This is a genomic window from Roseomonas rosulenta, from assembly GCF_016106005.1.
Lineage (GTDB): Bacteria > Pseudomonadota > Alphaproteobacteria > Acetobacterales > Acetobacteraceae > Neoroseomonas > Neoroseomonas rosulenta.
Genome location: NZ_JACADR010000022.1, coordinates 1 through 17,005 on the forward strand (window position 1 = coordinate 1; position 17,005 = coordinate 17,005).

Annotated in this window: 6 protein-coding genes; 5 read left to right on the top strand and 1 reads right to left on the bottom strand. The window is 63.0% G+C overall.

What is annotated here, in order from left to right:
* The 5 genes from HW578_RS27700 to HW578_RS05205 form a co-directional block, all read left to right on the top strand.
* The coding region (locus HW578_RS27700; protein WP_232478686.1) for a hypothetical protein at positions 1 to 201 on the top strand (201 nt) is incomplete at its 5' end.
* 1,025 nt (positions 202 to 1,226) lie between these two features.
* Positions 1,227 to 2,726, top strand: a complete 1,500-nt coding sequence (locus HW578_RS05190) for a hypothetical protein (protein WP_232478687.1) — start codon at positions 1,227 to 1,229, stop codon at positions 2,724 to 2,726.
* A gap of 17 nt (positions 2,727 to 2,743) precedes the next feature.
* Entirely contained in the window at positions 2,744 to 3,973 is a 1,230-nt protein-coding gene (locus HW578_RS05195; protein WP_198369485.1) for a hypothetical protein, read from the top strand.
* A 3-nt stretch (positions 3,974 to 3,976) separates the two neighbouring features.
* Positions 3,977 to 9,313, top strand: coding sequence for a hypothetical protein (locus tag HW578_RS05200; RefSeq protein ID WP_198369486.1), 5,337 nt, complete (start codon positions 3,977 to 3,979; stop codon positions 9,311 to 9,313).
* 10 nt (positions 9,314 to 9,323) lie between these two features.
* The gene (locus tag HW578_RS05205) at positions 9,324 to 15,137 is read left to right on the top strand and encodes a hypothetical protein (RefSeq protein WP_198369487.1); all 5,814 of its coding nucleotides are present in this window, start codon (positions 9,324 to 9,326) and stop codon (positions 15,135 to 15,137) included.
* A 34-nt stretch (positions 15,138 to 15,171) separates the two neighbouring features.
* Here HW578_RS05205 and HW578_RS05210 read toward each other — a convergent pair whose 3' ends face one another.
* Complete coding sequence (locus HW578_RS05210; protein WP_198369488.1) at positions 15,172 to 17,001, bottom strand: hypothetical protein; 1,830 nt, start codon at positions 16,999 to 17,001, stop codon at positions 15,172 to 15,174.
* Positions 17,002 to 17,005: the final 4 nt, after the last annotated feature.

Below are 17,005 nucleotides of genomic sequence, written 5' to 3' on the forward strand. Positions count from 1 at the left end.
CATCAGAGGAACCAGCCGCAGACCTGGCCGGCCCCCGATCGGGGGCCGGCCAGGTCTGATGCCGCCATGTCGCCAGTGGCCTTGTTTTCCGCCGCCGCGCTGGCCTGGTTTTGCTCCGCCGTTGACACAGAATACGAGATCCTGACGAAGGCAGCCGAAACGGCCGTCAAAGACGAGGGCGGGCCTGGTTCGCTGCTGTAACCAATAAAGGGGAAGGAGGCCTCGCGGCCCAATTCCCTTCACGCTGGCGGTATGCAGCCGGGAATTACGGAAGCTGAGCCAGCACCCGATCTTTTATGCTCCGGTAGCTTTTGCTGGGCGGTCGCCTTGCTGAAAGACCTCAAGCTGCTCGCAGCATGAACGACGTAATATCAATAGGATACAGCTTGAGGGTTAAATCGCCTCACCCCCAAGCTCTGGAGACTTTCGCTCCTCCGGAGAGCGATTTCTGGGGTCGTTGCGTTCTCCAACCCTCAAGCCACCGCGGCAAAAGCCCAGGAAACCTGGGGTTCACGGCGCCAACGGCGCAGAAGACATGTGAGGTTGGAAGACCGACTGGAGCAGCGGTGGGAACCGGGAAACAAAATTCTCTGGGGCGCTCCCGCAGAGGACGTTTGACCTGCGGCGACTGGACTCGGCTCGCGACTTACCTGACGGTGGCGATCGCGGCCTGAGAGTGGACATCCGTTGCTTGACCCGAGAAGGCGTCATCCATCCCGTCCCAGCGCTGGCGGACGAACCGCTCGGCTGCCACGCGCGTGAGGGCAGGTCGCGATGATTGCGGCAATTAAAATTCCATTTGAATTCGCAATGAAGAGAACTTATCGTCCCGAATTGCGCCTGTTGAAGAGTACTTCGACACCTTTTTAGCGCCGACGCTCGGTGGTTCGGTCGACGGTAGTGGTGGGCACGCCGCCGCAAGGGGAATTGCGTATCATGGTGAGGCAGGAGGCTACGCTGGCGCGATCACTCGTGGGCAGGTGCTTGGTGGGTGAGGTGTGTCAGCGGAGAGCCGGATGCCTAACCTAGAGGACCGCCTTGCGGCGCTGGGCTTCAACGTATTCTTCGCGAGCGATGGGACAGTGGCGAGGAAGCGTTGGCTTAGCCACGCGGTTCGAGAGTTCCAGATCTATGCATCGATGTCGCGGGTGGCCCAGGAGAAGCCCTCAGCGCCAGTTGGGCCTCCATCTCCCCGCTGGCTCGATCGGCTACAGGCCGTCGACAATGTGCACATCTATACCGGCCCCAAAGACGGCGACGAGAAAGCGCCGGGATTCCTGGCCTGTGTCGATGCGTGGGAAGCAAAACGGTATCGATGCCCCGTCGTAATCGACATTTTTCTTCGGGAGAAGGGAGCCCTTGTCCCCCTCGACGGAGGCGCGGATTGGATAGGGAACTACTGGCGATACGATGATCCACGCATCGTCGCCTTTGTCGACGGCAAGAAGACGCAAATCAAGCGGCTTCGCGTCGGCGTCTGTGATCTGACAGGGCTCTTCCGGAAGGCGCACAACCCTGCCCCTCACAAGATGGAACGCGCGGGCGGAATCTCGATCTTCAGCAAGGATTGGCGAGGTGGTTTCGTCTCTCAGGGAAGCGATGCTGATGAGATCCTGCCCGAGACCCTGCTTGGACTCGACTGGAACACGATTACCAAGGGAGAAACAAGATCCACGTTCCGAGTCCTGCGTGCGATCTCCGAATTCGAGGCTGCGGGGCGCTTCGATGGGATTAACGGGTATGACGACGCGGTGATTTCGTTTGGGCCCTACAACTGGGCACTCGCCCCAGCGCGCGGCGCTTCGCCCAGCGAACCAGACTCGACAGCAGGTGCCGGCGAACTCGCGCCTTACCTGGCCTACTGGGCAGGCCGGGCCCCTACGGACGCTAGAACCAAGCTATTCGATCCGTTCGGGGTTTCAATGAAGCCCGTCTGGCCTGCAGGCAATGCGGGGCCCAAGAAGCCGAGTTGGCAGAGCACCCGGAACTATGTCGGACGAATGGATTGGGCTCCCCTGGACAACGACACCTCTGACCCCGGCAAGAAGCGGCTCGGGGACCTTGAATGGCTGCACACCACCCACTGGTTCTGGCGGTGGTTGGCGCTCAGCCGTTATGTAACGACGTTCCGGCGGCACCAGTGGGATCTCGGCCGCACGCGACTGCGCGACGTGCTGGCGTTTGAGATCGATCCGAGTGATCGCCCAGGCAAGCCAATGGGTACCAGAAAGGTCAGGCTGGACAAGATGTTCACGTCGGAGGTGGCGGTCGCACTCCTCGTGCGATGCCACGTGCGCTGGTCCGGATTCCTCTCACAGACCAAGTTTCGCGGGCCCAGCTTGCGACTTGCGCTGGCTCTTGCAGACCTTCCCGCGGATGTGAGCAAGTGGAAGGATGCGGAGCAATCGCGGCTTATCGAAGCAGTCATCGCCGCCTGCGCCTTCAATGGACTAAAGCCTACCGAAAAAAAGAAGCTCAAGGGGAAGCTTGATAGCCTCCATGAGCATCGGACCTGGCTTGCGTCCCGGCCGCTCAGCACCGATGCACTCTACGCGAACTGCCAAGCGCTCGCCAGTTGGCCTAGAGCAGAAAGCTATCGTTGGAATTATCCAACAAAGCCGCCTCCGGGAAAATACGCGCTACCGAAGGCTGTCTGTGACCCGGCCCTATCCTGGAAGCCAAGCTCATTCGGGCTGGACGTGTCCGATCTTCCCCCGATGCCCTGAATCAGGAGAGCCAAATTATGCGCAGACGCGTTTCCTGGCTCAGCCAACCCGTTCTACTCAACGGAATTGCGGCGACGCTTTTTGCACTGGCCGGAACCGGCTGCGCAACCGGCGCACTCTCGCCGAGCACTGTGATTGGACCGGAAGACATCTCCCCGCGGCAGGTCGGCGCGAGCGCATTCAATAGCGAGAATTGCTTTCACTATGGCCGTCGTTCAGCCAATGGTCCGAGTGTGTTGCCCGGGGATCGCCTGCGTCTCGCGATCTGGTCGGCTGGCACGCAGGACTACAACTATAGGAACACTCATCCGCCGCACGTGCTAACGATCGACCTTCGGCTGCGGACCGTGGATCCAATGGTCGGTCGGCTTGATGTCGCCGAGCAGCAAGCCTTGGCGACATTTCTTCAGGTCAACCGTTCCTTGGCTTGGCACCATGCGAATGCGGACGAGGGTGCGGGACTCGAACTTTCGGATCGGCAGACACTCGCGACAGCTCTGAGGATCCACGAGGCGGCGGTTTGGAATGCCTTTGTCGGCAGCTTGTGCGTAAAGGCGATCGCTCCATCCACTGAAGGCGCACCCGTGCTCACAGTGCAGGCCAACATGCGCGCCCTGTGCAACATACTTCCTGACACGGAGAACCGGCAGCGGTTTGCTCGGGCCTTTCTGATATTACGCCGGGACAGTGATCAGTATCTCAGCGGGTGTGCCGCCGAGCGGATACCCCGCGAGCCGATGACGTTGGCAGGTCGACGAGGGGACGTCGCTCTCGGAGATTGGGCGTCGACGGCGCTCGGAGCCAACGCGGTGGAAGTCGACAACTATTACTCTCAGGACTTAGCACTCGCTTCTCCTGTGTTCATGCAGGGAAGGGTCGAGTTCGACGCCGTCGCCCCGTTTCGCTCCGACCCTCCAGCCTGGTCCCTGAGAGAATGGGAACAAGCAGGGATTTGCGGCGGGACGCGGGAGCTCAGGATCAAAGCCCTGCGACTTCGCGGGAGCGACCAAAGATACCGAATTGTCGAGGACCCAAACTACGTAACCACGCACAAAATTGACGTGACCCCCGATCGGCGACGCGAGCTCGTCACCGTGCGCGATCAACTCCTCAACTGGAGCCTGCCCGTCGCGGCGCTGTCTAACTTAACCGCTGCGGACGTCGATGAACTGATATGGGCAGCAGAGCGAACGAGAGAGTCGCCCGAGGTGGCACCACCTGGCTGTGTCAGACGTAGGGAGAGCTGAGTCATGCCGATCCTCAAGCTCTTCGGGAAAGTCTACGAAGTCGAAGGCGTTGCGCAGGACTACCCGCTCGGCGCGGCAAAGCTGTCGCTGCAACTTGTTACTGGTCCAGCAGTGAGAGTGCGTATCGCCGGCCGCTTTGCGGGTCTCGTCTTCAACCAGCTGAGCTTCGATTTGCCCTGCACGGTAGCTGGGCAAGAGCTCCACCTGGCTCCGGGAAGCGTTGGCTGGACGGGCACGGTCGACATACAGGTCGAGGGAGCGGCGAAGCCGCTGGGTTTCTCCAAAATCACCGTGCCAGCGCCCGATCCGGACTTCGGGTTGGTCCTGGTCGTACCTCAGATCGGGGCGCTCAGCTCTGCGATGAGGAAGGCCGGACTCGGCCTTGCCTATGCGGACTGGACACTGGACTGGACATCGACACTCGTGTCGCCGGACGCGGAAGCGGGCGTTGTCGAGATTTGGCCGCAGGGCGGTGCGCCCTCGCTGACAATCAGGGAGCGCTACGGTCCTGCGCCCACCGATCCTCTCCTGGCGCAGGATCTGCCACTAGAGCGGCTGCGCTTGATGGATGGCGCCTTCGAGGCGATGTTCTGGCCGGCTGCTGGTGCGATCTACCTAAACGCCGACATCCTCGATCCTACTCGCAAATTCAACGCAGAGGAGAACGGCTTCCATTTCCAGCACGTCGCCTCAGAGGCGCACCTGGCCGGTCGGTTCGAGTTTAGCGGCGGCCAATGGCGGAACGTCGGCTGGTCGATCGTGCCGGCAGAACGAGGCAGCGCATTGCGGCTAGCCGTTCCGGTCCTCAAGGACGAACACGGCCACCCGCTGATATTCTCCGTCGAGCACCGTCTCCCAGTGAGCGGCCGGCAAGGGCACGTCAAGCCAGTGGCGGACCCGCAGGGCGAGACCAATCGTGCGCTGGTAATCGGCGACCCGATGAAGACGGTGACAGTCAGCGCGACAATGGAGACGGTCGATCCCGTCCGACTTTACGGCGCCACACGGAAACCAGGTGGCCTGCAGAACATGCGTCTCCCGACACCTTACTGGGTAGTGGGCAGAAGGACGCCTCTGCAAGGCAAGCGGCCACGCGAGATCTTGGGGATCTCGTCCGATGCGGTGCTGACGCTCGACGCGCCTACAAAGAACGGCGCAGCTGGCCCGCGCGATCCTCACCCGGTGACGCTCGGCTTTACCCCAGTGCGGGACGCCGCCCGCGGCCTGCGCTTCGTCTTCCCGACTGTCGAAGTTCCGCTGCAGACGTCAGAGCCACAGACAACGTTTGCAATGGATCTGCCCGAGAAAGCGGCGGTCAGGCGGATCGGCTCGATCGAAAGCCGAGAAGTCTCAAGACGCGTCGCGAAAGCCGCCGCGCCCACTGTCGTGCTGCCGATGTTGGACACGAAGTGGGCGTTCTCGGACCTCGGAAGCGCGCCTCTTCCGGGAGATGGTCTCGCGGAACAAGGAGCCCGCTGGCTCAATGACCTCGACGAGGGAGCGCGGAAGACGTTCCCGAAGCCGGAGCCCACCGGTTACAAGCACATCGAAGGTCTGCGGGTGGGACCGAACCTGCTGCCGGTGCAGCGCATGTTCGCAGTTCCTTCGAGAACCAGCCGGGGCGCAAACGGGATATTTGATCCTAGCGCCGTGGGGCTGGCGCCGACTGTCCTTGCGATGGACACCAGGAGCACTGCTCAGATCAGATCCGCCGGCTGGGCAGTTCCGTCGCCTACGAGTCACGCGCAGTTTCTTTTCGGCGGCCCATCCGCAAGCGGCTTGGAGGCGCGCGCCGATCTAGGTGCGGCGGCCCCCGATCCCTTTCAACAACCCACGGACGCCCTCGCCCTAGGTCGAAGAGCCTTGGATGGGCCATTGGAAGACTTCTTCTGGTTCTGGGTCGGCGAACCGCGTGGCGTATTGCCGCCTGGCTGGCGTGAGGCGCGCGAGAAGCTTTGGGACTTTCTCGTGGGGTTACGCCCACGTCTTGGGGATCCGGACGATTGGGGTTTCGACGATCTACTTGAGGCGTCCGAGCGCCTCGAAGCGGCGCGGGACACCCTGGCGCGGAACCCGCCGGACATCCTCGGTTTCGATGTCTTTGACACCATGCTCCAAGAGTCCTCACCTGATGAGGTAGCGGAGTTGTTGGATCCGGACCGCGGGACAGGGCGTCTCGATCGCCTGCTGCAGTTCGCATACGCTCCCCCGACCATGGAGCTTGCGAACAGGGCGATCGCGGCACTTGGTTCGGAAACTCTCAAATCGTACCATCAGATCCTTAAGGTCTTCGTCACTGACAAGCTCGAGAAGGCGCTCAACGACTACTTCAAGGGGATGGTGGAAAAGCCACAAGGCTTTTTGGCCGAGCTCTTGCAGGGCCTGCCGCCGATTTTCGAGATCGCTCAGAAGATCTGGCGCGACCGCGAGGAATTCGCTGAGGAGACGCGCGAGCAGCTACGCGATCTTTCCGCCCGCTACGGTGCTACTCTAACTCACAAGGTCTATACCGAGCTTCTTCAACACGCCGAAGATGGCGAGGTGTTCGCGCAGATCCTGCGCGACGAAGGCCTCCCGCTTGCTCGCCTTGCAGATCTTGCGGGTGAACCACCGGACTACATGATTGTCTCCCGGAGCTTACGCCGACCAGCTTCGGGCGATCCAAGCAGCGATCCATCGCGACTTCACCCCATCGATAGGGTGGCGGCCCTGTGGAACCACCGCTTCGACTTCTGCCGCTTTGGTGGTGGCAAGGCTTGGGACATGTTCCTGGACGATCAGACGACCTTGATCGTCAAGCTTGGTGGTGAACGGAGTCTCGCTGCGATCCTGAAGGAGGCAAACGCCGCCTACGCCGATGACGGGCGTGCAGATCCCTTCTCGCTTGATCCCGCACAAGGCAAGGATCCTGTTGCAGCGTTCGTCGCTTTGTTGCCCGAAGAGATTCAGCAGAAGGACTGGCGGGGCGCGCTCATCATCAACCCCAAGATTGACCTCGATCGCGATCCAGTACTCAAGGCGCTCTGTGGCTTCTCGCACATCGCGGCGCGCTTCGCCGCCGTCGGTGGTCGCGCACCCGAGGGCCTCGAGGGTCCGCCCGTTGACGTCGACGTTTGGGGGCGGATCGAGAAGGTCGCCGAGGCCGCTGGTTGGACGAGTGGCGAAGGAACGCCCGTGCCCACGGCGCCGAACTGGGGCGGCGCAGACGTCGGTTGGTCGTTGATTCGCTTCTCGGCGACCATCAAGGGGACCACGATTCTTGCGGGTGACATCTCATTCAAGCTGGAGATCCGCGAACTTTTCGGGCGCCGCTTCGACTGGAAGCCAATCACCGTTGCCGGCACGCTGCCCCCCACCACAGGATCAGTAACGGGAAAGCCGCGCGATTTCACATTCGCCGCGACTTTTGATGAGCCCTTGAGCCTCGACGTGGTGGTGGCCTTCATCGACAAGGTGAACCTGAAGAGCATCCGCGTCGGTTCGCACGACGGCGACACAACTCTCGATATCGACGCCGATCTTGTCTGCCGCGACTGGAGTGTTGGCACGTTTCAGTTAGAGGCCCCCAAGCCAGTCAAGCTTTCCGATTTTCGAATCCGCATTCCAGAGGTCGAAGCGGGTCGTGCGATCGCCATGGGGCTTGTGCGCAGTCTATCGTTCGACCTCCGCGGCATCCGCTTCCCCCTCGGCGACGCGCGGCGGATTACCCTCGCGGGATTGGACATCCGTCCGGTCGGCGTGGGGCTGATCCGCGGCAAAGCCGCAGATATCAGGGAGAGGCTACAAGCTGAGACCGTGCCCCTAGCGGCGCCAACATTCGAGGGCGAGTCGCCCGACAAGCATTATGGCTACCCTTATCTCGACACGCGTGTGGAGTTCGGCCGCACGCCGGCTCTGGATGGCGCCGGACAATTCTCCCTCGTTGCGCGGACCGGAGTGTCCGTTGCCGCGTCCGAGGACCCGACAAAGATGCCTGAGTTCGGGAATCCTGGTGTCGGATTGGCCTCTCTCAGCGGTCGTGACCTGAAGTTATCGCTGTTCCGTCTGCTTACGCTCGAATTCGAATCCATCCATGCGGGTGTCTTCGACCTGAAGGCCGGAAAGAAGGCAGGCGCGATATGGGCAGAAGGCTTCAACCTCAGCTTGCTGTCATGGCCGCTGTTCACGAAGGATGATGATGAATCGAACAGAGCGGCACGGAGCCTTGTTTACGCTCATGACACGACCGACGCTAGCAATCGCGGCTTCCTTGCTTGGTACGCGTCACCCGGCACGGCGGACGGCTTTTTCAAGCTTCAGTGGTTGCTAATCGCTCAGAACATAAATCCAGGCCCAACACTATACGACGGCCTGCTCTCCCTGACTGGTGCGGACCTGACTAAGGAGAAAGAGGCCATCAAGGGTTTGAAAGGCGAGGACAATTTTAATTTCGAATTAGACCCCAAATTTGGCTGGCTGTTCGGTATTCGCTTCGAACTCGGAGAGCTCTTCAAACCCTGCGCTCTCATCTTTCATGATGGCATCTATTACGGCATTAGGCTGGGTGGCCAGATCGCAAAGCTGATCACCGGCGAGGACGACATCAACCTCGCCTATATCCCTGGGGACACGCCGCAGCTCGATCGCTTCCGCGTGGCGCTCCGCATCGCCGCGCTGGACATGCTCGGTCCCATGCAATCCGGCGAGATTGCTCTCGAATGGAATCCGGCGTGGGACTTCTTGATTGATCTGGGCCAGCCCTGGCGTGGACCGAACGGATACATGTGGGAGCGAGCATTCTCGATCCCCATGGGTGTCTACGAAGCCAAGTTCGGCTTCTTTGTCGAGAAGCGCACGTCGGTGAAGCCGCCCGAAGGGCTACCGACGCTACCGAACGGCTTCAAATACATCACTTTGTCGGCCGGCGCGGGATTCTACTTTGGCTACGGCTTTTCGGCTGGGACGTCGATCGCCTGGGTGAAGGCGGGAATCGGTGTGTTCGGGGTAATGATCGGCTCTGCCACCCTGCGCGCGCCCGAGCAAATCGGCATTAATCCGTCCGAGCTGCTGAAGAGCTCACTCGCAAAGCTCAGCGTCACGGGCGTCCTCGGAATCTACGCATACGGTGAGGGCGGCGTAGACGTCTGGATCCTGTCTGCCCGCTTCCGCGTTTCGGCGCAGGCGTTCGTGGAGGTGACACTCGTCTACATCCCAAACGCGCGCAGCTATCTAACTTACAATGCGACCCTTGCTGCAGCCTACAGCGCGTCCGTGCGGGTCGGTTCCGGAATTTTCAGTTGGACCTTCAGTGTCGCAGGCGCCGTGCAGATGCAGATCTCCGGCAGTGCGTCGTTCGGCTAGCGGGGCGCAGATGGCAAGGCTCTATTTATCAATTCAACAGTATCAACCGCGTTTCCTAAGCACGACGCCGGCGGGCCCGGAGAGCTACTCACACGACGGAGACGTCACGTATCTGATCCTCCAACCTTTCGTGCTGGAGCCAACGCAAGGATCCGCGATCGACGACCAGATGTTTGCCCGCGACTACCTACGATTCTGGTCGGCGGCTCGCCTGGCCGCCGAGGGTGTCTGGCTCATCGGCGCAAACGAAGTGGCGCGAATCAACTCTGGAACAGTGCGGCCTTGCCCCGTACCGCTGCCGCCCGGGACCCAGCTGTCATTCTCGCTTGAGGCGACGACGCGTTCGGGTGCCAAGGTGACGTGGAGCGACGCGCGTCCCTTGGGACTGCAAGCGCCGCCGGCGCCGAGCCAGTGGGATCAGCTCGACGGCGATGCCGCACTCGGCTGGCCGGCCTTCGCAGCCCTATCCAACGCCCTTCCACCGGTCCGCTCCTGGGCCGAACTCGATGGCGGGGCGGCTACCGGGCCGCAAAAGCACGCCGCTGTGCTCGGCCTTCTTGGGGTCTTCTCCCGCATGGCGACGATCTGGGCCGGCGCGGACCCCGACAGTATGGATGACCGTGCCCTCGTGTGGAAAGAGGTGGTCAAACCCATCCTGAAGCCGACGCCGCCCAAGAAGCCCACTCCGCTCGACGACACAGTCGCGTGGCGAGCACACCTCGAGAAGGCACGGCCAGGCGGTGGGACCAACGGCTCCTGGGCCTACGACCTTCTCCTGCCGATCTCGAAACGCGACATCCCGTTGAACGACGAACCAATCATAAGCCTACCCGGATTTCAGTGGACCGCCGACGGCGTGCGAGCCCGTCCGGACCTCTTCCTCCAGAGCGGACAGACTGAGCGCGGCTATCTCGACGCGCTCTGGTGCGAGCTCCGCGGACTTGCTGAGCGGGAAGCGAATGCGGCGGGTCGGGTGGACCTGCCGATCAATCAGATGATGGGACGCCTCTTCGGGTTTGGCGAGCGCCTCGCTTGGCCGATCTCGCGCGTGGATGGGGGACTCAAGAATTCGAAACGCATCATGGCGCTTCGAGAGAACCTGTCTCACGTTGGGAACCTGCCGCAATGGATCGACGGAAAGGTGTGGCTCGCAACTAACGTGGTTTCGCTCACGGGACTGGTCCTGAGGATGCCATGGAACGATTCCGATCCGCTCGAGACGGTCACAGAGAGCGAGCTGCGGATCGGCGGGAAAGCCGTAGAGCAGGAGCCCGGTGCACTCACGAATCTACTGAAGCTCGGCTTCGACGAACTCGCCTCCGTGCCAGCGCGGACGCCAGGTCTCGCACGGGCGAGCTTCGGCGGTCCGGCGGGTGAACAGCCGACTCCAGCGAGCCAGCCAGACCGGATCGTTTTCTACGCGGCGCGCAGGGGCCCGATGCCGCGTCTGGAGGGCCATACGCCCGTCAACCGGGTTTTGTACGCAGCACCCGAGGCGCTGCTCGACGTCGTTGACAGCGGCCAAAGGTTCGTGGACCGGGGCGCAGACGGCGCGGTAGTTCGCAATGCGCCTCGTCGGGCGCTATTCCGGCACGAGCTGCTCAATGAAAGCGAGGTGCTGCCGAAAGGGATCGACGGAAAGGAAGTGCACGCTTGGCACCGCCGTCAGATCGAGCTTGTGCCACGGCGCCTGACCGGTAGCGGTAGTATTGCGTATGCGCTCCGGCTCGTCGAGGCGGTCCATCGCGACGAGTCATTTGTCGAAGGCTGGGTGGGCAGCCTCGGTACCGGTGCAGGATTTCCGGAGGCTTGGCTCTGGATCCCCGTGTCGGCAGAGGGCAAAGGGGCCGAACTCAGGCTCAGCGCGGCGCTGCTCGCCCGCGACGCGGATGGGGCGACGCTCGTGCTGGATCCCGATCCCAAGGCCGCGGGATCCTTGTCCGAGATCCTGGGCTACGAAGTTACCCAGCCAAAGTCCTTTCAGGTCGAGGTGGCATTCCGCACAACGGATGATCCGTCCGGCATCTTCGATGTGGTCGAATGGCCTTTGGGTGTTACCGTCAAGCCGCCCGATCTTGTTCTGGCCAAGGCGCCGCTGACGCGCCTCGCGCGGTCGGCTGACCGCCTCGCTGGCGCCATCCGCGTGACTTGGCCCGTTCAGTTCGACCCGGACTACGGAGTCGCCAATCTGGTGCACCCCGATGTTCAAGCCGTCCAGTTCTCTGAGACCAACAAGCTGCGACTCAACCTCGCTTTGCCTGTGGGCGGCCTCATACGAAACCTCTCGGATCCCGACGCGCAACTGCCTCTGCCGTCCCAGCTTTCGAGCGACATGCCAGGGCCGGATCGTCCCTGGACTCTCAGGGGTGATGTCTCCGCGGCTGGACCACAGGCTTGGTATTGGTTCGCCGAACACTTCGACCAGGATATCGCTGCACTTGACGACGAGGCTGAGGAAGAGACGCGGTTCCAATTATGGAATGGTCCCGACAAGCCCCTGACAATCTCGGGATATCTCGAGCACCAGTTTGGTCATCGGATCGGGCTCGAACTGCCGGACGTGCAGTTCCGGCGGTCGGTGGACGTGCGGAATGCCGCTGACGCCATGGTTCCCGAGCGCCTCGACGCAGGTAGGGCTGGAGCCACGAACAAGCGCCAGCCGCTTCTGCAGCTCGTCGAGGAGACGGACTCGAAGAAGCCGGCGATACTACGGGTCGTTGTCCGGCGCGAAGCGCTGAAGCTCGCGCTCGACCAGTACGCGGCAGGCGCACCAGGCCAGCTGCGGGACCTATACCGCGCCTTGGCTGAGCTTCACGATGCGCTCGCCAAGGGTGTTGTCGAGATAGCTGTTGAGTCCTGGATTTACGACAACACGAAGGTAACCGCATCCGGCGCCCACGCGACGCTGGGACTCGGCATGCGGCCGACGGCGATCAAGTTGGTTCCGTCGGCCAGCCTCGTTGGGACCGACCTCGAGAAGCTCTTCTTCGCCCTGCGCGGCACTTTCAAGGACTTCGTTAAGCTCTGTAGAAAGCTGTCGACCAAGATCGGTCCCCTGGCAGTCCTGTACGACGCGCCGAGCGCAGATTTCGACAAATTGGCTTCGATGGTGCGGGTGCGCCTGACTATCACGCGCCCCGACGCGGTCCGCGCGGAGCCAGACTGGGCGAATGGAGCGTTTGTGCCGCTCGCAGACTCTGGACCGGAAGCGGGAAGCGCCCTCGCCAAGACAGCGCAGGATGACCTGAACCATTATCTGTCCAACCCTGGCTCGCGTCTGTCGACGTCCGTTGCGTGGATCGAGAGCGCTGACACCCGCGCGGCGGAAAAGGGTATGGGTCCAGGCGCCTCGAAGTTCCTGGTGCCCAAGGGCGAAACGGCGCCGGTGAATCGCGTCGCCGATCTCTTCTACATGCCGCACGCCTTCATGCTACCAGACGCACATCCATTGCTCGGCGACCGGCGTGCAACGGTGGACTTTTTAGGGTTCCTCCTGCAACTCGCAGAGGACATACTGACCGGCCGGTCGGTCGATGACCGCCTGAAACTGACTGACACGCTGACCGGAGCCGATGCGGTCGCGCTCAGACGGGCCGTGCGTTCGATCCTGGAACAGGAACCGGACGGAGCCGTCGCGCGGATGATGAGGCTCTTTCGGCGAGTCGACGTGCCGCCATCCACGGCGGGGGCGTCGCTGGCTACACAGCTGCACTGGCACGCAGGCCAGGTGCTCGACTCCCTCGCCGGCCTCCGAAAACCCCCCCACACTCTGCTGCGCGAACGGCTTCTCGAAATTCCAACGCTGTTCTCGAGCCTGCGCGCCATAGGCGTCGGCGTGTTCAATCGCAGACTGGCGCGCGCGCCCGATCCGGCACCGACGGTCAACCATTCGACCTTCAGCGCCGAGATGATTGAGATCGGTATTACTAAGCGGCTGATTGACGATCGCGAGGCGGTAAAGAAGGATGCGGACCGCTTCCCCGCCTCGGACTTCCAGGGCGGAATTCTGGCCGGCGAGCCAGCCTTTTACTTCCTCGACCTCCTGCCGGACCACGTCTACGACGACCTCGTAGAGATCCGCGTTAACGCCTATCGTGGTGTGGAGCCGACCAATGGGGATCTTTTCGGACTACCTCGAAGCATAATCGACGTCGAGGCCGCCGGCGACGCGGTGGCAGTGCGAGGGGAGGACGTGCTCTACGAACCTGCCAAGCCCAGCTTGGCCGCCAACGTAGTGCACGTGTTCCCAGACTGGCGTGTTCTGGAGGATCGCCCACCCACGCCGCGGCGGCTGCGTACCTACTATCTCCTTCCGGAACGGCTGCCACCGCTTCGAGCACGGAGCGTCGACGCTAACCAAGACGGCGTGCCTTGCGGTCGTACCGAGATTTCGCTGGACTTTCAGGGCGCAGTGGGAACGCCGCCGCAGATCAGCCCAGATGCCAAGTGGTCCGTGCAGTATGACAAGGAGGTCCATAAGCGGCTGGACGCAGTTACGGTCACGCCCGCCGACGGTTCGCCGAAAAGCTACAGGCGCATCCTCAAAGCGAGCGCGTCGACAGGCCCGGCGCGATACCTCCCCCGTGCCGTCGCGCCCGCCGGCAGACAGACGGCAGGGTGGCATCTGCTCTCGACCTACCTGTCGCACTTCTGGTTCGAACTAGACCTTCAAAAACCCGGCGAGAGCTGGTCCGTAAACCTCGAAGACGACACCTACGAGGTCGAGGTAGAAATGTGGAATGGCACCCCTCCGCCATCGGAGGGGCAGTCCTCGGACCTGCCGGCGAGTGACGATCCCTTGCTTCAGGCTTATCGGCAGCTTCGCCATGCCGCCCAGGTGACGCCGCCGACGCCGTTGGAGATCACTTGCGCCAAGCTTGAGGAGGGCCTCGACGCATGGCTTCGGAGAGGCAGGGAAGGCAGGACCCTTCTCGAGGCGCCGCAGCGCATCGGTGAGAAGGCCCCTCGCGGCGACGCCAAGTCGCGGACTTTCCGAATAACACGCCCAGTCGGCGACGGGGCCTGGACGCTTACCGAAACCACGACCGGCGTGCAGCATGACGGCATCGGGGCAGTGGTCGCATTCGAAGTGCTCGCCCGGACCCGGCCTGACGCGACATCAGGACCCCGCTACGACGACACGGCCTCAGTGGAACTCGCATCGGTTCTGATCCGGATATCTGTGCTCGACACGCCTGCGCTCGTCAGCCGCGCGCGCCTGCGCGTAGTCCGCAACTGGCGTGATGTTGGCAACGACGGCATTCCCGACATCGCGCCAGAATTCTTCCTAGCCGAACGCTTCTCTGCCTGGAAATCTGAGGGGCGTGCGCCTCTCGTCATCAATTTCGCTCGGACGCGCGTGCCGCCCGAGGGCCAACAAATCCGCGCACGCAAGGCCAGTGCGCTTACAGATTGGCTTGAAGCGATCGACCATCTCAACAAGACCGTGGATCACGGTTCTGATCTCGTCGCCGCACTGGACGCCAAGGTTTTCCACAATATTGATACCGGCGCGGACGAGAACCTCTGGGAGCCGTGGATGAAGACGGCCGGATTCAATGTCGACGGACTCATTGTCCGCTCTGCGCCGGATCTCAGCTTTCTGTTCGGGAAGGGCCCCGCACCGCTTGCCTTCGCGACGCGTGACCTGTCACTTGCGGGGGACCCGCTACCGAGTAAACCCGCAGACAGGCTGGCGGAGGTCCTCGCCGAGGTCCGTCCGTCAGCCGTGAAGGGTGACCGCCCGAGCGTGATGCTGGTTTGGCGCGACCGGCAGAACATGTCTGTCCTCGAGGTGTCATTGCCTCTCAACCTCAAGCCGTAGCAAGCCGCTGAGCAGCGCGGCGGTGATTCTTGTGCTACGTCAACCGCCGCTTCATCACGGCTACAGACAGCGTCGCCGCGCCAAGATCGAAGATCGCCGTCGGCGAGATGTTCCTGGCCATGACGCGCACAGTGTTGTTGGACCAGGCCGCAGCGTCGAGCTCGATGAAACGCGTGGAGGATACGAGCGCGGCCTGGGCAAGGTCCCCTTGCCGCGCGCCGTTGACGGTGACGTCGAGCAGGCTGGTCGCCCCAGGTGCCAGCGATGGCAGGTCCCACGCCGCCTCCGCCGCGAACTCCCGCTGCCCGACCGGCAGGGTCGGCGTGCCGCACAGCAGGGCCGGCGCTGCCTCGGGCAGGCCATAGAGCCGCAGCGCCTCGACCTCGATCTGCCCGTCGAAGCCGACGATGCCGATCTGCGCGAAGGCGACGCCGGGCCCGAGCCGCACCGTCATGCGCTTGTTCAGCGAGGCGTCGGCCATCGCGGCACCGCCGGTCCAGGCCTTGGACGGGATGTTCCACAGCAGCGTGGTGATCGAGGCCAGGGCGTCGCCGGCGACGTTCTCGCGAACGTTCATTGCCGCGTCGAAGCACCGGACGAAGATCCGCCCGCCGTCGGCGCCGCCGACGAGGGAATGGACGAGGGCGAACTCCCTGGCCTGGGAGCAGTCCACCACGAAGGCGAAGCCCCGCTGCGCGGCGAGCTGCAACCCGCGGGCGGTCGGGGTGATGTCGTCCAGCCCGTTGAAGGACAGCCCGGCGAGGGTGGTGGCGCTGGTGGTTGAGGTCGCGACCACCGCCAGCCCTTCCACGCCGATCTCCGTTGCGCCGTGGCGGAATGCCCTGGCCCGGACATTCGGCACGGACCCGAGCAGCCGGAGATGTCGCGAGGCCGGGGCCCGATGCCGGTTGAGCACCGCATTGCCGCAGCGGGTGGCGGTCGCAGTGTAATCGATGCCGACCTGGTAGGTGTTGCTCCACGCCACCTCGTACTCGCAGTCCTGCGCCGCGGCGGTATGCCGCGCGACGATCGGCGAGTTAGCCTCCATGCGCAGCGCGCGGCCGATAATCGCCGAGCCGCTGGTCTCGTTGAGGAAGGGAATGGCGACGTTCGGGTCGAGCTGCCGCAGCTCGAAATTCGGCGCGTCGAAGACATGCCGGTTGTGGTTAGAGTAGGCGCCCTCCGCCTTGGACAGCCGGATCCCGAAGCGGTCGACCGTCGGGTTGATCCCCGTCGCGATGGCGAAGTGGCCGCCATAATAGCGGACAGACGTGTTCCAGGCGGTGGCGGTGGCGCAGTGGATGTCGAGGCCGATGCGGTTGTTGAGGATCCGCCCAAGATGGAAGGTGCTGTCCTCGACGCCGCGGCCATCGCCCAGCGTGCGCATACCGATGGTGAAGCCCGAGACGAGGCGCAGTTCGACGACCGAGGCATCGATGTTGCGCACCAGGATGCCGATATCGGCCTCGTCGAGCCAGTCGGACTGGATCTGCCGGGTGACCTGCAGCCCGGCATAGTGCTTCTCGCCGTTGCGGGTGGTGCCGCCATCGCCGAGCGTCAGCACGGTGACCGCAGCCAAGCCGGTGTACCGGATGACGCCATCCATGATCAGCCCGCGGGCGCCGCCGCCAAGGACCACACCAGCGGAGACGTTCCAGGTGCCGGGCGGGATGACGGCGAACTTCTGATCGGCCGCCGCGCGGTCGAACGCCGCCTGGATGGCGGCGCGATCGTCGGCGACGCCGTCGCCGAGGCCGCCGAAATCGGAGGGCAGCACGGTCTCGCGGTCGCGCAGGTACTTGGCGAGGTCGGTCTTGCTGACTGCGGTGTCGAGCACCAGCAGGTCGTCGATGCGAGCGGGCATGGCG